The organism is Brevibacterium sp. AGC70, from assembly GCF_057334195.1.
This window is the reverse complement of the sequence record NZ_JBHFIH010000019.1, coordinates 273,331-292,929: the sequence shown is the minus strand read 5'-3', so window position 1 is coordinate 292,929 and position 19,599 is coordinate 273,331. Positions and strand designations below refer to the sequence as shown.

Here is a 19,599-nt window from a genome sequence, read left to right as displayed (position 1 = left end):
GCACCGGAGTAGATGACGGCGCAGACGCATGCACACTATCCGTTGACGAGGCGTCATCGGTGACGACCTTGTGAATACGTTGTGAACTGACTGTACTATGTCTCATTGGCACTGACGCTGAAAGATCTAAACTGATGGCAAACCATCGATCTGCAGGGAGGCAGAAGATGCGTGTGCTGATCGTCGGTGCCGGAATCGCTGGCTCCACGCTGGCACATTGGCTGCAGCGAGCGGGGCATGAGCCCACTCTCCTCGAGCGCTCACATGGTCTGCGCAGCGGTGGATACCTGATCGACTTCTGGGGCACCGGATTCGACGTGGCGGAGCGGATGGGCCTCGTCCCCAGGCTGCGCCGAGAGGGATATGAGCTCAAGGAGGCCCGCGACGTCGCAGGAGACGGACACCGGATCGCCTCGCTTGATCCCCAACGCCTCGTCGCGGGAGCAGGCGGCCGATATGTCAGCATCCTTCGAGCAGACCTCGCAGCCGCGATATACGACAGCCTCGACGACGGAGTCGAGACGATCTTCGGTGATACCGTCGCCCGACTCACCGATGGGGAACAGAGCATCAGCGTCGAGTTCGACCATGGCGCCCCACGCGAATTCGACCTCGTCGTCGGTGCCGACGGGCTGCACTCTCGCGTCCGTGAGCTGGCCTTCGGACACGAGTCCCTGTACGAGCGCGATCTTGGGATCGCCGTCGCCGCGTTCGATGTCGTCGGCTACCGCCCACGCGATGAACACGTCGCGCTCATGCATGCCGAAGTCGGGTTCCAAGCCATCCGTGTCGCGCTGCGCGAGGACCTGACGATGTTCATGCTCACCTTCGGCCACCATGGTCCTGTCCCCACCGATGACGTCGGGGCCCAGCAGGAGCTGCTGCGCACGAGCCTGGCCGATGCAGGGTGGGAGATCCCAACGATCCTCGACGAGCTGCCGCGAGCACGGACACTCTACCTTGACCGGGCGAACCAGATCCGGATGCCCTCGTGGACCAGTGGCAGGGTCGCACTGATCGGTGATGCGGCGGCGAGCCCGTCATTGCTCGCCGGTCAGGGATCGGCGTTGGCGATGGTCGAGGCCTATGTTCTGGCGGCCGAACTGGCTGCCACACCTGAGGACCATCGCCGAGCCTTCGATGCTTATGAACGTCGGCTGATGCCGATGCTGCGCAGCAAACAGGACGCGGCCAAGGGCCTCGGCACGGCGTTCGCCCCGCCGAATCGCCTACGCCTCATGCTGCGAAACACACTGATGAGGCTCATGGGACTGCCGCCCGTTGCGAATCTCGCCATGGGGCGCAGCCTGCGGGATCCGATCGAGCTCCCCGCCTGGCCGGGCACCTGAACCCAGGCGCCCGACCAGCTCCAGTACCCGAGTGGCTCAGGCCTTGAGCTCGGCCGCCAGCTCGTGGAAGTCACGGCTGGGATTGCCGAAGCGGTGCAGGGTCATCGACACTGCCTGCTCCTGCACGTAGTACCGCATCTCCACCCGCGCCGAGGAGGTCACAGGCTCGTCGATGACCGCAACCTCCGGGCGTGGTGCTGTGGCAGCCAGCAGCTCAGGTTCCTGTGGTCCGAGCACGCGGATGCGGGCACCGACGGAGTCGTCGTAGCGTCCTTCGCCGACCATGTTCGCGAACGTCGCTGCGGACTCGGTCCGGGCTGCGACACCCGCGTTCGTAGCGGCGATCTTCACCTCGGAGGCCACCTCCTCGGCGACGGACAGCTGCACGGTCGACCCGACGCACTTCGCTGCGTGCAATGACCTCTCCAGATCGAACAGCGACGACGTCGAGGTCACTCGCAGTGTGACAGGACGGGGCCGGTAGCGGAAGATGTTGGCCTCTGACTGCAGGCCCGTGTGATCCTTCGCCGCTCCGAATTCGCGTGCCAGCCAACGCTCATCGTCAGCCTTGGCCAACTCGAGGTTCTGGGTTGCGTCAGTGGCGCCCGGCAGAGTGGAGGGATCGTCGGAGTAGTGGCCGAAGAGCATGAGGTAGTTCGGGCCACCGGCCTTCGAACCCAGACCGACGGAGGACTGCTTCCAGCCGCCGAAGGACTGGCGCCGCACGATTGCGCCGGTGATGCCGCGGTTGACGTAGGCGTTGCCGACCTGCACGTGGTCGAGCCAGGTGCGCACCTCCTCGGGGTCGAGGGAGTGGATGCCGCCGGTGAGGCCGAAGTCCACATCATTCTGGAACTCGATGGCTTCGTCGAGGTCGCGGGCGTGCATGAGACCGAGCACCGGACCGAACACCTCGGTGAGGTGGAAGAAGGATCCAGGCTTGACCCCGTCCTTGATTCCCGGGCTCCACAGCCGACCCGTGTCATCGAGCTGCTTGGGCTCGAGCAGCCAGGACTCACCCGGTTCGAGGGAGGTCAGGGCTCGTTCGAGCTTGTCGGAGGGATCCTCGGTCAGCGGTCCCATCGTCGCCGACATGTTCGCCGGCCAGTCGACGACCATCGAGGAAGCTGCATCGATGAGCTGCTTGCGGTAGCGCTCGGAGTCGTAGGTCGAGCCGACCATGATGCCCAACGAGGCGGCCGAGCACTTCTGACCGGCATGGCCGAAGGCGGAATACACGAGATCGGCCACGGCCAGATCGCGGTCAGCCGCCGGAGTGATGAGCAGTGCGTTCTTGCCCGAGGTCTCCGCATTGACGTGCAGGTCAGGACGGAAGGACTTGAACAGGGCTGCCGTTTCGGAGGCACCGGTGAGGATGACACGGTCGACATCCGGGTGGGCGACGAGATGACGGCTGAGATCCCGGTCGGACGGTGTGCACAGCTGCAGCACGTCCTTCGGGACGCCGGCTTCCCACAGACAGTCGATGATGAGGGCCGAACAGTGCGGTGTGGGCTTCGACGGTTTGTGGATGACGGCCGAACCGGCCGCCAACGCGGCCACGGTGCCGCCGGTGGGAATGGCGATGGGGAAGTTCCACGGCGGAGTCACGACGACCATCTCATCGGGAACGAAGTTCGCTCCTTCGAGGCTGTCCAGCTCTGCGGCGTTGAGCGCGTAGTAGCGGATGAAGTCGATGGCTTCGGAGATCTCCGGATCGGACTGGGACGGCATCTTCCCGACCTCGGCGGCCTCGACGGCGATGAACTCACCACGGCGGGCGGCGACCACTTCGGCGGCCCGGTGGAGTATCTCTCCACGACCGGCGGCACCCAGTGCACGCCAGGCCTTGGCAGCCGCGCGGCCATCGGCGATCATCTCATCGAGCTTCGCGGCCGAGTCGACCTTCGGCGTCTTCGGGCGGTCGTCGAGATATCCGGGGGTGGTCGCCTCGGCGATGATCTCCTTGGCCCACTTCTGGTTCGCCGGCAGCGAGGGATCGGTATCCGGTTCATTGAAGAACTCAGTCGGGACAGCCCCGGAAACGTCGCGTTCGGTCGAGCGATCCTGGTTCCGGTTCGGCCTGGGCGCAGTCTCGCCATCGGCAGCGAGTATCTCCTCGAGCTGTTTGACGGAGTCCTGGAAGCGGTCGGCCTCCCGGACGAAGACCTCGTTTCCGTTGGCCAGGTCGAAGATGCCCGACATGAAGTTCTCGTGAGAAGAGTTCTCCTCGAGCCTGCGCACGAGGTAGGAGATTGCGACGTCGAATTCCTTCGGATGCACAGCAGGGACGTAGAGCAGGAGGTCTCCGACGTCCTCGGTGACCGCTGCGGCCTGTTCCGAGGCCATGCCCTGCAGCATCTCGAATTCCACGCGGTCGGTAACCTCGCGATCGAGCGACAGATGGTGGGCGAAGGCGATGTCGAAGAGGTTGTGACCGGCCACGCCGATGCGCAGCCCCTTCATCCGCTCGGGAGTGAAGAGCCAATGGAGGACGCGCTTGTAGTTCGCGTCGGTGGACTGCTTCGAGTCGCATGTCGTCGCTGGCCAGCCGGCGATCTCCGCATGGACGGTCTCCATCGCCAAGTTCGCGCCCTTGACGAGGCGAACCTTGATTCCGACCCCGCCGTCGGCGACTCGTTCATTGGCGAATTCGCTCAGGCGCTGCACGGCACCCAGCGCATCGGGCTGGTAGCCCTGGATGACGATTCCGGCCTCGAGGTTCTTGAACTCGGGTTCGGCGAGCAGGCGGGTGAAGACCGCGATCGTGAGTTCGAGATCCCGGTACTCCTCCATGTCCAGGTTGACGAACTTGGATCCGGTCGGTGCCTTCGCCGCCTGCTGGTAGAGCGGTCGCAGGCGTTCGACCACGTAGTCGACGGTCTCGTCGAAGGCCCACATGGAGATCTGAGAAGCGACAGAGGAGACCTTGACGGAGACGTAGTCGACGTCTTCACGGGCCAGGAGTCGGTGGGTCTCCTCGAGGTGGTGATCGGCTTCGCCATCACCGAGGACAGCCTCGCCGAGGAGGTTGATGTTGAGCCGGTGACCGTCTGCGGTCAGTGCGGCCACAGCCTTGCCGAACTGCTTGTCGCGGGCATCGACGACCATGTGCCCGACCATCTGACGCAGGCGTGTGCGGGCTGCCGGAACGACGACCTGCGGCAGTACCCGAGCCAGTGCGGCACCGGTCTTGATCTGGGCGCGGTCAAGGGCAGACATCGTCTCGGGTGCGAGCTTGCCGACCTCGGCCAGGGCATCGGCGGCGGCGTGCACATCGTCGGTGCGCACGACCCGATCGACGAATCCGACGGTGAAGTCGAGGCCGTTGGGGTCGGAGAGCACTGCGGAGAGGCGTTCGGCAGCAGGGTTCTTCGCCGTGGTCTTGCTCGTTGCCACCCGCAGCCATTTGCGGACGGTGTCGATTGAGCGACTGGTGAGCTGATCGAGATCGGAGTCTGTGTGCAACAACTGCTCGTTCCTTTTCTGTTGGACGAACTCTGGATGAGTCTGGCTGGGGTCTGTACCAGCAGTTCCCGCGTCGCCGTTGACCGTTGACGGGATCGTTGAGAACAGTATGCGCCGGAGAGAATACGGGGTGAAGGGCTCGTGACCAATCGCAGACATGGTTGAGTCAGAAGTAATAGAATGGCGTGATGTACTCCTCAGAAATGCGTCGTGACGCCGTTGCCAGGACAGCCTCGTCCTCCATCGCCGAGGTGGCAGCTGAGCTGGGCGTCTCACCGTCGAGTCTGCGTCGGTGGATGGTGAGATCCGATCTCGAGGATCGTCCCCGAAGCGGCCGTCCGCAGATCCAGAGCACGGCCGATCAGGTGGTGGAAGCTCTGGTGAGCACCGCAGGGGCGAGGATCTCGGGGAAGGACTATTCGACCCGGGCGCTGGCCGATGCCACCGGCCTGAGCCAGAGCATCGTATCCCGCGCGATGAGGGGGATGACAGAGCCGAGGGATCAGGTGCGAGGCGGCGATGAGATCACTGTCGTCGCCGGAGGATTCCCCCTGTTCATCATCGGCATTCGCGTTGCCGATCCACGAGGTGGAGGTGCGAGCGCGGTCTCGGCGCGGCGGGTTCAGCGCCGCATCGCCGGCATCGTGGCCGGTCTGCGTTCGGCAGGTGTCCAACATTGGCCGCAGCGATTCGACAGTGAGCATCGCCAGACCGATGCGGCGGCGATGCTCGAGCTGCTTCAGGCAGGGGGCGACCGCGAGCGCTTCGTCGTCTTCGATCCCTTCGGCGAGACGAGCGCCTCAAGCGGGAGTGAACTGGCCGAGAGTGCGAATATCGCGGTCCACCGTGAGTTCGCAGAGTTTCTCGATGACGCGAAATCTGCCCTCGCGGCCTGCCGCGATATTCCCGGGTCTCTGCTCGATATGCTCGCCGTTCGCGTGCGGCATGGTTTCGAAGGCGTGATGTGGCGGCAGTCGAGTCAAGCAGATGCCCGAAGAAGTTCCATTATTTCTGACTCAATGGAGATCTCTTCGTGGCTGCCGAAGGAGACGCGATCCATCACCGAGCATCTGGCGATCGCGCTGCGTGAGGAGATCATCGACTCCGGTTATGAACCCGGAGACAGAATCAACCCGCGCCTCCTGTCACGCCGTATGCAGGTGCCCCGATCCTCGGTGGATGCAGCGCTCCGGCGCATGGTCGATGACAAGCTGCTTGACGGATCACGTGGTGGCTCGAGAATTCCTCTGATCACCACCCTCGACGTTCTCGACCTCTATGCCGGGCGTATGGCGGTGGGGGAGGTTCTGCTGCGGTCTCTGGCGCTTCGGCCGAAGCGCTACTTCGTACCGGTGCAGCTGGCGCTGCGGCAGGTGGAGGCGTCGGCGGCGACGAAGAGCGGCATCGACGTCGAGGACGCCGACCTCCACTTCCAGCAGGAACTGGCCCGAGCCTCCGGACTGCGGCAGAGCACTCGCGCCTTCGAAGCCCTGACGCTGCGTCTGCGTCTGTTCATCTCTGTCCTGCAGCTCGACTACTCACCGGCCAGCGATCGCATCCTCATCGATGACCGTGCCATCTTCAAGGCGCTGTCGCTGGGGGATGCCGACACCGCTGTGAGTGCCTGGCGGGGCAAGGTCGACAACGCGGTCAGGCACATGGCCGGACTTTTTGCTCGCCGCAGGTTCGACCAGGACCTCTGGGCACAGCTCACCCGGCGGCGTTGAACGGCCCCGCCGGACAACCTCGGCGAGGGTGACTGGTATAAATTTGGGGAAAGTCAGTGCTTGAGTCCGCACAGCCGAAAGGGATAGTTGAACCGTGGAGACCTTAATTGTAGGCGTGGCCGGCGGCACCGGCAGCGGAAAGACGACCTTGACCCAGGCGCTGCTGGACAAGTGCGCGGGACCGCCCTCGGTGCTGTTTCACGACAACTACTATCGGCGGCGAGACGAACTGACGTACGAAGAACGGGAGAAGGTCAACTACGACGACCTCGACGCCTTCGACAACGACCTCTTCGTCGAACACCTGCGCGCTCTGCGGTCTTCGCAGTCGGTGGAGAGTCCGGTCTATGACTTCTCGATCCACAATCGCAGCGATCGCACGACATTGGTCGAACCATCGCCGGTGATCATCGTCGAGGGGATCCTCATCTTCGCAGAACCCCGGATCTGCGAACTGCTGGACATCAAGCTCTTCGTTGACACGGACGCCGATGTTCGCCTGCTGCGACGGATCAAGCGCGATGTCGTCGAACGAGGCCGAACCCTGCAGTCGGTCGAGGACCAGTATCTGGGAACCGTGAAGCCGATGCATGAACTCTACGTCGAGCCCTCGAAGCGCAACGCGGATATCATCATCCCTGATGGCGGGCACAACATCGTGGCCATGGACATGGTGCTCAATCGAATTCAGAGGGACGTCGGCTAGTATCCCGATCGGTCGAGAGATCTCGTGTCAGTAGCGACTCGTAGTGTAATGACATGGACGCGACCATCGTTCCGGAGACTCCACCGGCGTATCATGATCTCATCGCCGAGATCGACCGCTTCGCTTCCATGCTGCGTGGCGCCTCGTCTGCGGTGAGCGAGTCCGCAGCGCTCGCTCGGATCGGCGCACTTGAGTCCCTCAAAGCGACGATTGCTTCCGTGCAGTCGTCCGAAGCCGTGGCCTTCGAGGTGCTGCGTCGGCGTCGAGATGCGCTCAACCAGGTCCCGGACCGCGACTGCGGTATGCACGCCGCGACGGAGATCGCCTTGGCGAAGAGAGTCTCCCCCGGCAGCGGCCGCAAGTTCCTCTCCGCTTCGCGGGCAATAGTCGGCGAATTGCCAAACACATTCAAGGCACTGTCCGCAGGTGAGATCTCCGAGGACAAGGCACGCATCATGGTCGACGAGACCGCATGCCTGGCTTCCGCCGACCGACGCAAGGTCGACACTCGAATGAAATCGAGTATGGGGCCATCGGGTCTGCGGAGTCTGCGGACCGAAGCGCGAGCCCTGGCAGAAGAGATGGACGACGAAGCCGCTGCCGAACGGGTGAAGAGGGCAACAGCCAATCGGCGGGTGACGATGACCCCGCTCGACGACGGGATGGGACGTGTCTCTGCGATTCTGCCCGTCCAACAGGCAGTCGCGGTCTATGAAGGACTGCGAGAGGCGACAGATTCAGCCCTGGCGGCCGGGACGGCAATGGGGCGCAGGCACAATCAGCTCATGGCCGACACCTTCGTCGAGCGGCTCACCGGTCAGGCAGGCGCCGAGGCAGTTCCCACCGAAGTCCACCTGGTCATCGAGGCGGAATCCCTGTTCTCCGACGGCATGGTTCCCGCGTGGCTGCCCGGATTCGGCCCCCTGCCTGCCAAGACGGCCCGAAGCTTCATCGCCGCCAATGAGGCGGAGGTCTTCATCCGGCGCATGTTCACTCAGGTCACCGATGGCCAGCTGGTGGGCATGGAATCACGCTCGAGGTCCTTCACCGGATTGCTCAGGCAGATGGTCGTCTACCGCGATGACGTGTGCCGGACGCCGTGGTGCGATGCCAGGATCAAGCACGCCGATCACGCCGAGAGATATGCATCCGGGGGAGCGACCTCGTGGGAGAACGGCTCGGGACTGTGCGCAGCCTGCAACTATGCCAAGGAACACCCGGGGTGGAAGCACGAGGCCACGGCTCAGGGTCTGAAGGTCACCACACCGAGCGGCCTCGACTACGAAGCGGCAACACCTCCGTTCGTCAGACGAATGAGATGCCCACGACCCGGTACAGCACCACCGGATGCGAACGCCGCGGACGATTGGCGGCTGCAACTCGCCGGGCTGCTCGAACCGCAGAGAGACCCGCCTGAGGCTGAGTCGGAGTCGGGCGAGGTCGGCGGGCGCGAGGTGGAGCTGCCGTTCCTCCCGATCTCGGCCTCGGAGGCCAGGAAGTTCGTGGAAGCGGCGCCGGCAGGAGAGAGCATCGAGCGCGAAATCGCCGAGGTGGTCGAGATCGCCGAGGTGGTCGACCCTCTGCGTCTTCCGCCGGCAGGGAGTCTGAGATACCGTCCCCGGTCCCTTGGGCCTGGTCGATCTCGGCCGTCTGGACGGCGGCGTGTGCCAGAGGCTTCGACGGGAAGCACAATTGAGGAGGCTCTGCGTTCAGGGATGCTCGACATCGGGTGACGTGCTGAGACTGCAACAAATCCGACACGGCTGACACCACGATCCGCCGCAGGATTCTGAGTATGAATGTTGACGATGGTAGCTCCCACGGACCCTCCGACCGAACAATGCGCCTCCACCGGATTGCGACTCTCCTGCCTCTGGCAACTGTCGTTGCGTGGGTGGCCACGATCTTCGTGCCCGTCCTCGACAGCGGAAACGATGACGGGCCGAGGATCAGGATCACGTCGCTGGGGGAGACACCGTTTGATCAGGAGACTGCTGTTCCCGGATTCTTCGCGGCCTGGCTGTTGGTGGTCGTCTTCTCGATTCTGCCTCTGGTCTTCGGAATCTCGCGCTGGTGGTCCGGTGCAGCGATGGTCATCGCCGCACTCCTCATCATCGTTCTCGTCTTCGCCGCTCTCAACCCGCCGTCTCTGTTGTGGGACGGTCAGACTGCTGATGGAATGCCGACAGGAGGCATGGAAGTCGCACTCCCTGACTTCGGGTTCTTCATATGCTTGGTGGGAGCTTTGGCGCTTGGTGCAGCGGGCAGTGCCGGATCGTCTGCTGGAAGATCTCGTCCGAGGCGACAGCCGTGACAACGCCGACGCCTCTTCAGATGAGGTATGCCCACACCGCAGAGACGCCGGCGTCACTGGATCCGACACATCACTGTTCGGAGACGAAGACTCCGTCGAAGAAGCCGGCGATCTCGTCATGGGCATCCAACGGGAAGATGCCCGAGACGTACTGATCGGGACGGACCACGACCACGGCGCCGTCACGGCTGATGCCGCGCACGTCGAAGATGTCCTCATCGGCCAGCGTCGCGTAGATCTTTTCCACATACTCAAGGTCGAACTCGCCCACATGCGGACGGAAGACCGTCGGCACATCGGGGAAGGAGAACTCGGTGTGTCCCTGCTGGTAGATGACGCTGAGCTCGAGGAGGCTGTCGAGGTCCTCACCTGCACGACGGTACTTGATCAGCGGCGAGGCAGGGTCGGCACTGAGCCAGTCGGCCAACCGGGTGACCTCGGACGAAGCGCTGTTACCCGGTGCCGGCGCATCGGCGAAGACATAGACGCGCCAGCGGCCGTCGGCCCGTGCCCTGTGCCCGAGGTGGACGTAGTTGGCGTCGCAGCTGCGCTGGACCCGAGCAGACTTGAACCTCTTGCCGACGGGGAAGCCGGTGGCCAGCTCCTGGTGCGCGGTGGACGCGGTGATCATCGACTCGGTGTATTCGGTCATGAACCCGGCCGGGAACTCAGCGGTCTTGACATAGAAGTCCTGCAGATAGGTCTCGTCCGGCAGCTCCTCCTGCGGAGTGGCCATCAGCGTCGACCATTCCTTGTCGAAGTCGATGAGGTTCTTCGCCGTGACCTGACGCTCGGCGGAATAGGTCCGCAGCAGCTCCTGTGAGGATCGTCCGGACAGCACTTGGCCGAGCTTCCACGAGATGTTGAACCCGTCCTGCATCGACACGTTCATGCCCTGACCGGCCTTCGCCGAGTGTGTGTGGCAGGCGTCGCCGGTGATGAACACGCGTGGACACGGTGATCCGGGAGTCGTGTCGTCGGTGTCGTCGAAGGCATCGGTGAGCCGGTGCCCGACCTCATAGACACTGTGCCAGGCGACGTTCTTCACGTCGATGCTGTAGGGCTTGATGATGGCGTTCGCACGATCGATGATCTCGTCGACGCTCGTCTGCCGCACTTTGCGTGCATCGTCCTCTGGGACCTCGCCGAGGTCGACGTACATGCGGAACAGGTGCCCGCCCTCGCGGGGGATGTGAAGGATGTTGCCATGTTTGGAGGAGATGGCGCACTTATTTCGGATATCGGGGAAATCGGAGTTGGCCAGCACGTCCATGACGCCCCAGGCATGATTGGCCTGGTCGCCGGTCATCGTGCGACCGATCGACCTGCGTACGCCCGAGCGGGCTCCGTCGCAGCCGACGACATAACCAGCGCGGATCGTGCGCTCTTCGCCTGCGCGCGCTCCCGCGGAATAGCGAACGGTCACCGTCACCGGGTGATCGGAATCGGTGTCACCGTCGACCGCCAGATCGACGAACTCGATGCCGTAGTCGGGCTCGACGCGTCCAGGGGACTGCTTGGCGAACTGAGCGAAGTAGTCGAGGACGCGAGCCTGGTTGACGATGAGGTGGGGGAACTCGCTGATTCCGGTCTCATCGTCCTTCGGCCGTCCCGTGCGGATGATGTGCTCGGGGTTCTCCGGGTCCGGGTTCCAGAAGGACATGTCGATGATGTGATAGCCCTCGCGGATGATCTCCTCGGCGAATCCGAACGCCTGGAAGGTCTCGACCGATCGGGCCTGGATGCCATCGGCCTGACCGATGACCAGTCGTGAGTCCCGCTTCTCGATCATCCGGGTGTTGACCTCGGGATACTGAGACAGCTGTGCCGCCGCGACCATGCCCGCCGGGCCGCTGCCGACGATGAGGACATCGACCTCATCGGGCAGGTCCTGTGGACGATCGATTCCGTAACCTGCTGCAGCTTCGATCCGCGGGTCTGCGGACACATAGCCGTGCTGGTGAAAATGCATGTCAACCTCCGGTTCATCACACGTCTTCGTGACTTTCCAATATTAGCAGTTCATATACGATCTTGTGTTACTCAGGTCATCTTGAGCCAATGCCTATGATCGGGCTCACTGACTGCTCCTCCTCGTGGTCGGGGCCCAGCGGGATGCGCGAACGGTCACGCAGGGCCAAGGTTGCGGCCAGAGATATGAGCGTGATGATGGCCAGGTAGATGGCCACCGAGGTGGTTGTGCCGGTGGACGCCACCAGTGCTTTTGCGATCGTGGGAGCAAAGGCTCCGCCCAGGATCGACCCGATCGCATAGGAGACCGAGACACCGGAGAATCGCACGCTGGAGGGGAAGATCTCGGCATACATCGCCGGTTGCTGCCCGTAGGTGAATCCGAGCCCGACGGTGAGGATGATCAGCCCCAGGAAGAGCATCCAGATGCTGCCGGTGTTGACCAGTGGGAAGAGTGAGAAGATGCCGATCAGCAGCAGCATCCAGCCCAGCAGATAGGTGTTCCTGCGACCGATCTTGTCCGAGACGGAGCCGGCGATGATCGTGAAGATCAGCCATGACACCGCCGAGGCAGAGACCGCCCAGAGTACGGGACCGCGATCGAGCCCGACCGGTCCGGTTGGGTCCGTGGCGTAGTTCTGGATGTAGCCGCCGGTGGTCATGTAGCCGGCGGCATTATTGCCGACGAAGAGCAGCGAGGCCAGGATGACGAGCAGCCAGTGGCTTTTGAACAGTTTACCCAGAGGGTTGGTCACCTGCTCCTTGCGCTCGGCGATCTCGTGGAAGACCGGGGACTCTTCGACCCCGCGGCGGATCCAGTAGCCCACGGCGACGAGCAGGATCGAGAGGAAGAACGGCACCCGCCAGCCCCACTCGAGGAAGGCCTCTCCGGGTGCGATCGTGGTCATGAGCGCGAGCACGCCCGAGGAGAGGATGAGTCCGATGGAGACGCCGATCTGCGGGAAGGATCCGCGCAGCCCGCGATGCTCGGGCTCCGCGTGCTCGACGGCCAGAAGAACCGCTCCGCCCCACTCGCCGCCGGCTGAGACGCCCTGGACGATGCGCAGGACGATGAGGAGGATGGGTGCTGCGATTCCGATCGAATCATAGGTCGGCAGGAAGCCGATCAGAGCGGTGGCGGCACCCATGGCGATGAGTGTGATGATGAGAACGACCCGTCGCCCCAGCTTGTCGCCGTAGTGTCCGGCCAGGAAGGCACCCAGAGGTCGGAACAGGAAGCTGATGCCGACGGTGGCGAAGGCGACCATGGTCGACAGCGTCGAACCCAGCGGGCCGAAGAACAGCTGGTTGAAGATCAGCCCAGAGGCAGCCGCATAGAGGAAGTAGTCGTACCACTCGATGCTGGTACCGACGACGGTCGCGAATGCCACCCGACCTTGGGTGTGCTTTTTACTCACCATGACTCCTGTGTCGCATTGAGACTCCTGCGTTGGTGCCGCTGTCCCATGAGTAGGAGATCGCAGCTATCTGAAGGCTGACGTGACCTCAATCATGTGACGCGGACTACTTGTCCTCCGGAACCGTATCATATACGATCTGGGTGAAAGCCAATCGAAATGAGGTGCGAGATCGATGTCGACTCCAGCTGGTGTCCCAGTCCGACCGGGCAAGATCATTGCCGTCCACGTGGCGTACGAGTCACGCTCCGCCCAGCGCGGAAAACGGCCGTCCCAACCGTCCTACTTCCTCAAGGCCACCAGTTCCCTGGCCGCATCGGGTGAGGCGATCGAGCGTCCCGCCGGAACATCGCTGCTTGCCTTCGAAGGCGAGATCGCGGTCATCATCGGCACTGCGGCCCGATCCGTCAGCCCCGATGAGGCCTGGACCTTCGTTGAAGGAGTGACCGCGTCCAACGACTTCGGCCTCTACGACATCAAATCTCCCGACAAGGGCTCGAATCTGCGGTCGAAGAGCCGCGACGGCTACACGCCGCTGGGTCCCAACATCATCCCCGCCGTAGAGGTTGACCCCCAGTCGCTGCGCATCCGCACCTGGGTCAACGGCGAGGTCAAGCAGGACGACGGCACGAGTGCCGCACAGCTGATCTTCCCCCTGACCCAGATCATCGCCGATCTCAGCCAGCACTTGACCCTGGAGTCCGGTGACGTCATCCTCACCGGAACTCCCGCAGGATCAACTGTTGTAGCACCCGGGGACACGGTCGAGGTCGAAGTCACGACCACCTCGGCGAGCACCGGAGCAGAACTCAGCTCGGGTCGCCTCATCACAAATGTCGTCGAAGGACCGGGCACATTCGACCCGAACCTCGGCAGCACCCCTACCGTGACCGAAGCACTGCAGGCCGACGCCTGGGGATCACGCGAGGAGGCCGGTCTGGCACCGGAGGAAACGTCCACCGGTCCGCTGAGTGAGGACCTGCGCGCCAAGCTCATCGAGGCTCCGACCGCTGGTCTCTCCGCGCAGCTGCGTGCACGCGGACTCAACAACGTCATCATCGAAGGCGTCTCCCCGCTCGTGCCTGGCGACAAGGTCGTGGGCACCGCGAAGACGCTGCGCTTCGTACCCAACCGCGAGGACCTGTTCAAATCACACGGCGGCGGATACAACGCCCAGAAGCGGGCCTTCGACTCTCTGCAGTCCGGCGAGGTCATCGTCATCGAAGCACGCGGCGAGTCCGGCTCGGGAACCCTCGGCGACGTGCTCGCGCTGCGGGCCAAGGCTCAGGGCGCGACAGGCGTCATCACCGACGGGGGAGTCCGTGACTCCGCCGAGGTGGCCGGGATCCTCCCCGTGTTCTCAACGTCGAAGAACCCCGCCGTACTCGGCCGCAAGCACGTCCCGTGGGAATCCGACGTGGCCGTGGCCTGCGGAAACGCCACAGTGCTTCCCGGCGACGTGATCGTCGGAGACGACGACGGAGTCATCGTCATCCCACGCGATCTCGTTGAGGAAGTCGTCGATGCGGCGCTGACGAAGGAGATCGAAGACGGATGGGTGGCCGAGCAGGTGGCCGCCGGCAACCCGATCGAGTCGCTGTTCCCACCCAAGGGCGAATGGAAAGAGAAGTTCGAAGCCTGGAAAGCCTCACGATGACAACCGCTGACGCCGTCGACGTAACGGCGGAGCCGAGCTCACTGAGCAAAGCGGAGACGGCCTACCGCTGGATCCGAAAGTGCATCGCGGACCAGATCTTCGAACCCGGGCACAAACTGGTGCTGGCTCAGATCGCTCTCGAGCTCGATACCTCCGTCGTTCCGGTCAGGGAGGCCATCCGTCGCCTCGAGGCCGATGGGCTCGTGACGTTCGAACGCAATGTCGGAGCCCGGGTCGCCATGGTCGACCAGAGCTCGTACGCTCAGTCGATGGAGGCCGTGGCGATCCTCGAGGGAGCCGCGACCGCGCAGGCTCTTGAATTCCTGGACGAGCACGATCTCGCCGAGGCGGATGCGATCAATGAGCGCATGCGTGACCTGCTCGCCGACTTCGATCCCACCGAGTTCACCCGCCTCAACCACGAATTCCATGCGGCACTGTTTCGACGGTGCCCGAACGAACGGCTGCACACCCTGGTCGCCGTCGAATGGGACCGTCTGGCGCACCTGCGGAACTCGACCTTCTCCTTCGTGCCCGAACGGGCACGGGGTTCGGTCGACGAGCATGCCAGGATCGTCGCACTCATCCGGGCCCGCGCCTCGGCGGAGGAGATCGAGCGAGTCGTGAGGAATCACCGTTCAACGACCCTCGCCAGCTACCAGGAAGCCCAAGCCAAAGCCCCCGATACCCCTGCAAGCACAGGAATCATCGACAGAGAAGAGGACAAGTCATGACCGAGTCCACTGCAACTCCCGCGAACCTGCCGGAGAAGATCCGTCACTACATCAACGGCGAGTTCGTCGATTCGATCGACGGCGAGGAATTCGACGTCATCAATCCGGTGACCAACGAGCCCTACATCAAGGCCGCATCAGGCAAGAAGGCCGACATCGACGCAGCCGTCGCCTCGGCGAAGCAGGCCTTCGACGAGGGCCCGTGGCCCTCGATGCTCCCACGTGAGCGTGCCCGCGTGCTCAACAAGATCGCCGATATCGCAGAGACCCGCAGCCAGGAACTCGCCGAGATGGAGTCCTTCGACTCCGGTCTGCCGATCACCCAGGCCAAGGGCCAGGCCAACCGCGCCGCGGAGAACTTCCGCTTCTTCGCCGATCTCATCGTCGCTCAAGTCGATGACGCCTTCAAAGTTCCTGGACGCCAGGCCAACTACGTCAACCGCAAACCCATCGGCGTCGCCGGGCTCATCACCCCGTGGAACACGCCGTTCATGCTCGAATCCTGGAAGTTGGCTCCAGCCATCGCGACCGGCAACGCCGTCGTGCTCAAGCCTGCGGAATTCACCCCGCTGTCGGCCTCGCTGTGGCCGGGCATCTTCGAAGAAGCCGGACTGCCCAAGGGCGTGTTCAATATGGTCAACGGCTTCGGCGAAGAGGGCTTCGCCGGAGACTCCCTCGTCAAGCACCCCGACGTCCCGCTCATCTCCTTCACCGGTGAGTCGACTACCGGGCAGACGATCTTCGCCAACGCCGCTCCCTGGCTCAAGGGCCTGTCGATGGAGCTCGGCGGAAAGTCACCAGCCGTCGTCTTCGCCGATGCCGACCTCGACGCGGCGATCAACGCCACTGTCTTCGGCGTCTTCTCTCTCAACGGCGAACGCTGCACCGCCGGTTCGCGCATCCTCGTCGAAGAGTCCGTCTATGACGAGTTCGTCGAGCGCTACGCAGCCCAGGCCAAGCGTGTGAAGGTGGGCCTGCCGTCGGATCCCAGCACCGAGGTGGCCGCACTGGTCCACCCCGAGCACTACGACAAGGTCATGTCCTACGTCGAAATCGGCAAGCAGGAAGCTCGCCTCGTCGCCGGCGGCGGCCGCCCCGAAGGGTTCGACACCGGCAACTTCGTCGAGCCGACCGTGTTCGCCGATGTCAACCCGGACGCTCGGATCTTCCAGGAGGAGATCTTCGGACCCGTAGTAGCGATCACACCCTTCAAATCCGATGAGGAGGCGCTGCAGCTGGCCAACATCACCAAGTACGGTCTGGCCGCCTACATCTGGACCTCCGACCTCAAGCGGGCGCACAACTTCTCGCAGGCCGTCGAATCCGGAATGGTGTGGCTGAACTCGAACAACGTCCGCGACCTTCGCACCCCCTTCGGCGGCGTCAAGGCTTCGGGCCTCGGCCACGAGGGCGGCTACCGGTCGATTGACTTCTACACGGAGCAGCAGTCCGTGCACATCAACCTCGGCGAGGTCCACAATCCAGTCTTCGGGAAGCAGTGAGAGGAAACCACATGTCCCAAACAATCCCAGTCCCAACAGTTCCGGCCCCGGACATTCTGCGGTGCGCCTACATGGAGCTCGTCGTCACCGATCTGAAGAAGTCGCGCGACTTCTATGTCGATGTGCTCGATCTGCAGGTCACCGAGGAAGACGAGAACACCGTCTACCTGCGGTCCATGGAAGAGTTCATCCACCACAACCTGATCCTCCGCCAGGGCCCGGTTGCCGCGGTGGCCGCATTCTCCTACCGCGTGCGCAGCCCCGAAGACGTCGACGCCGCCGAGGCGTACTACCGCGAACTCGGCTGCCCGGTTGTGCGGAAGAAGGAGGGATTCGTCGCCGGCATCGGTGATTCGGTGCGCGTCCAGGATCCCCTCGGGTTCCCCTACGAGTTCTTCTACGAGGTCGACCACGTCGAACGTCTGGCCTGGCGCTACGACCTCTACTCTCCGGGTGCACTCGTGCGTATCGACCACTTCAACCAGGTGACTCCGGACGTGCCGAAGGCTGTGGACTACATGGAGAACCTGGGATTCCGCGTCACCGAGGACATTCAGGACTCCGAGGGCACTGTCTTCGCTGCGTGGATGCGGCGCAAGCCCACCGTGCACGACACCGCGATGACCGGCGGTGACGGACCGCGCATGCACCATGTTGCGTTCGCCACGCACGAGAAGCACAACATCCTCGCCATCTGCGACAAGCTCGGTGCGCTGCGGCTGTCCGACGCAATCGAGCGCGGACCGGGCCGCCACGGCGTCTCGAACGCCTTCTACCTCTATCTGCGCGACCCTGACGGTCACCGGATCGAGATCTACACGCAGGACTACTACACCGGCGACCCCGACAACCCCCGAGTGACTTGGGACGTCCACGACAACCAGCGTCGTGACTGGTGGGGCAACCCGGTCGTGCCCTCCTGGTACACCGACGCCTCCACGGTCCTCGACCTCGAGGGCAACCCGGTGTCGCTGACTCAGCGCACCGACGACTCCGAAATGGACGTCACGATCGGCGCCGACGGATTCTCATACACTCGCCGTGAGGACGCGACGACGAACTTCGGTGAGCATTCGGGTGCTGACGACGGAGAAGACGAGTTCAAATTGGGCCACCAGCTCTGAGGAGACGTGCACATGCTCGATGAATCAACGATCGCGGCAATCGCCGACGATCTGGCGCAAGCGGAGAAGGACCGGACGAAGATCGGTCTGCTCACGACCAAATACCCCGACATGACCGTCGAGGACTCCTACGCCGTGCAGAACGAATGGCGTCGCCGCGGTGAAGCATCCGGGCGCAGACTGATCGGTCACAAGATCGGACTGACCTCGAAGCCGATGCAGCAGGCGACGGGGATCAGCGAACCCGACTACGGTGCGATCTTCGCCGACCAGGTCTATGACACAGGTTCGGTCATCGACCACTCGCAGTATTCGGGCGTGCGTGTCGAGGTCGAACTCGCCTTCGTGCTGAAGGACGAGCTGCGCGGACCAGACATCAGTCTCCTCGATGTGCTGCGCGCTACCGAATACGTGGTTCCGGCGCTTGAGGTGCTGTCCTCGCGGATCGAGATGGAGGGCCGCACCATCGTCGACACGATCTCCGACAATGCTGCGTTGGGGGCCATGGTCCTCGGTGGCAATCCGGTGGCTGTCGACGCGGTTGATCTGCGCCGGGTCGGTGCGCTGCTGTACCGCAATGAGTCGGTTGAGGACTCCGGCCTCGCAGCCGCCGTCCTCGACCACCCGGCCCGCGGCATCGTGTGGCTAGCGAACAAACTAGCCGAACACGGCGATGTCCTCCAGGCCGGCGAGACAGTCCTGGCTGGGTCCTTCACCCGTCCTATGTGGGTCAGCCCGGGCGACACCGTCCACGCCGACTACGGAGATCTGGGAGTCATCACATGTCGTTTCGAGTAGAGCTGCCGCAGACCTTCACCCAGCGCGTGACCGAGCTGGGTGAAGGAGAGTATCTGGCCGGAATGTGGGTCTGCTCCGGCTCGCCCGCAGCTGCAGAGATCGCCGCGGCCTCAGGGATGCAGTGGGTGCTCATCGACGCCGAGCATTCGCCGATCGGCCTGGAAACCACGACCGCTCTGCTGCGCGCCATGAACGGATACCCCGCGACACCCGTCGTGCGGGTGCCCGTGAACGACCAGGTCCTCATCAAGCAGTACCTCGACCTCGGTGCGCAGAACCTGCTCGTGCCGATGATCGATACCCCTGCCGACGCCGAGGCGGCCGTGCGTTCCGTGTACTACCCACCTCGTGGTGTGCGTGGGGTGGGATCGGCACTGGCGCGGGCCTCCCGCTGGAACGCGGTGCCGAACTACCTCGCGCGGGCCGAAGAACTCGTGTCCCTGACCGTGCAGATCGAATCGGCAACGGCGGTGGACAACGCTGCGGAGATCGCTGCAGTCGATGGAATCGATGCAGTGTTCGTCGGGCCCTCTGACCTTGCTGCTTCGATGGGTCTGCTCGGGCAGCAGACGCATCCCGATGTCACCGATGCGGTGCTGCGGACCTTCGACGCGGTCAAGGCGGCCGGCAAACTCGTCGGCGTCAACGCCTTCGATCCCGAACAGGCACGGAAATACCTCGACGCCGGTGCTTCATTCGTCCTCGTCGGGGCCGACGTCGGACTGATGATGAACGGCGCTCGCGCCTGGGCCGAGACCTGGGTGCGCGACCCAACGGCTGAACAGCAGCAGTCGAGCTGAGCCGGGTGGCGGTGGCCCGAAGGACGTGTGT

The 19,599-nt window shown here is 63.7% G+C and carries 14 protein-coding genes; 11 read left to right on the top strand and 3 right to left on the bottom strand.

Annotation, left to right across the window (positions count from 1 at the left end; genetic code table 11):
* The first annotated feature begins 167 nt into the window (after positions 1-167).
* Positions 168-1,349, top strand: a complete 1,182-nt coding sequence (locus tag ACE03M_RS19020) for an FAD-binding domain (protein ID WP_485935560.1) — start codon at positions 168-170, stop codon at positions 1,347-1,349.
* A 36-nt stretch (positions 1,350-1,385) separates the two neighbouring features.
* On the opposite strand, the gene ACE03M_RS19015 is transcribed toward ACE03M_RS19020, so the two are convergent.
* Positions 1,386-4,820 carry a bifunctional proline dehydrogenase/L-glutamate gamma-semialdehyde dehydrogenase gene (locus tag ACE03M_RS19015; protein WP_485935558.1) on the bottom strand — a complete coding sequence of 1,145 codons (3,435 nt, stop codon included), beginning with the start codon at positions 4,818-4,820 and terminating at the stop codon, positions 1,386-1,388.
* Positions 4,821-5,005: 185 nt separating this feature from the next.
* Here ACE03M_RS19015 and ACE03M_RS19010 point away from each other — a divergent pair, with 185 nt between their 5' ends.
* The 4 genes from ACE03M_RS19010 to ACE03M_RS18995 all read left to right on the top strand — a co-directional run bounded on the left by ACE03M_RS19010 (position 5,006) and on the right by ACE03M_RS18995 (position 9,564).
* Entirely contained in the window at positions 5,006-6,544 is a 1,539-nt protein-coding gene (locus tag ACE03M_RS19010; protein ID WP_485935556.1) for a GntR family transcriptional regulator, read from the top strand.
* Positions 6,545-6,638: 94 nt separating this feature from the next.
* A complete protein-coding gene (gene udk, locus ACE03M_RS19005) occupies positions 6,639-7,250 on the top strand; it encodes a uridine kinase (protein ID WP_235352503.1) in 612 nt (203 codons plus the stop codon).
* Positions 7,251-7,303: 53 nt separating this feature from the next.
* Complete coding sequence (locus ACE03M_RS19000) at positions 7,304-8,983, top strand: HNH endonuclease (RefSeq protein WP_485935554.1); 1,680 nt, start codon at positions 7,304-7,306, stop codon at positions 8,981-8,983.
* Positions 8,984-9,045: 62 nt separating this feature from the next.
* Entirely contained in the window at positions 9,046-9,564 is a 519-nt protein-coding gene (locus ACE03M_RS18995; RefSeq protein WP_485935552.1) for a hypothetical protein, read from the top strand.
* 70 nt (positions 9,565-9,634) lie between these two features.
* Here the strand turns inward: ACE03M_RS18995 and ACE03M_RS18990 are convergent, their stop codons facing one another.
* Positions 9,635-11,536, bottom strand: coding sequence for an FAD-binding monooxygenase (locus ACE03M_RS18990; RefSeq protein ID WP_485935550.1), 1,902 nt, complete (start codon positions 11,534-11,536; stop codon positions 9,635-9,637).
* Positions 11,537-11,612: 76 nt separating this feature from the next.
* Entirely contained in the window at positions 11,613-12,956 is a 1,344-nt protein-coding gene (locus ACE03M_RS18985; RefSeq protein WP_485935548.1) for an MFS transporter, read from the bottom strand.
* A gap of 172 nt (positions 12,957-13,128) precedes the next feature.
* Between ACE03M_RS18985 and ACE03M_RS18980 the strand changes: the two genes are divergently transcribed.
* From ACE03M_RS18980 to ACE03M_RS18955, 6 genes are read left to right on the top strand one after another with little or no spacing between them, the layout of a single operon-like run.
* Positions 13,129-14,610 (top strand): fumarylacetoacetate hydrolase family protein, encoded by a 1,482-nt coding sequence (locus ACE03M_RS18980; RefSeq protein WP_485935546.1) that lies wholly within the window; start codon positions 13,129-13,131, stop codon positions 14,608-14,610.
* Positions 14,607-15,344 (top strand): GntR family transcriptional regulator, encoded by a 738-nt coding sequence (locus tag ACE03M_RS18975; protein WP_485935544.1) that lies wholly within the window; start codon positions 14,607-14,609, stop codon positions 15,342-15,344. The genes ACE03M_RS18980 and ACE03M_RS18975 overlap by 4 nt, the downstream gene beginning before the upstream one ends.
* Positions 15,341-16,846 carry a 5-carboxymethyl-2-hydroxymuconate semialdehyde dehydrogenase gene (hpaE, locus tag ACE03M_RS18970; RefSeq protein ID WP_485935542.1) on the top strand — a complete coding sequence of 502 codons (1,506 nt, stop codon included), beginning with the start codon at positions 15,341-15,343 and terminating at the stop codon, positions 16,844-16,846. The genes ACE03M_RS18975 and hpaE overlap by 4 nt, the downstream gene beginning before the upstream one ends.
* Before the next feature lie 11 nt (positions 16,847-16,857).
* The gene (gene hpaD / locus ACE03M_RS18965) at positions 16,858-17,970 is read left to right on the top strand and encodes a 3,4-dihydroxyphenylacetate 2,3-dioxygenase (protein ID WP_143922206.1); all 1,113 of its coding nucleotides are present in this window, start codon (positions 16,858-16,860) and stop codon (positions 17,968-17,970) included.
* Between the two features lie 12 nt (positions 17,971-17,982).
* The gene (locus ACE03M_RS18960; RefSeq protein WP_143922205.1) at positions 17,983-18,768 is read left to right on the top strand and encodes a fumarylacetoacetate hydrolase family protein; all 786 of its coding nucleotides are present in this window, start codon (positions 17,983-17,985) and stop codon (positions 18,766-18,768) included.
* Complete coding sequence (locus tag ACE03M_RS18955; RefSeq protein WP_143922204.1) at positions 18,753-19,568, top strand: HpcH/HpaI aldolase family protein; 816 nt, start codon at positions 18,753-18,755, stop codon at positions 19,566-19,568. Before ACE03M_RS18960 ends, ACE03M_RS18955 begins: the two co-directional genes overlap by 16 nt.
* Positions 19,569-19,599 lie beyond the last annotated feature (31 nt).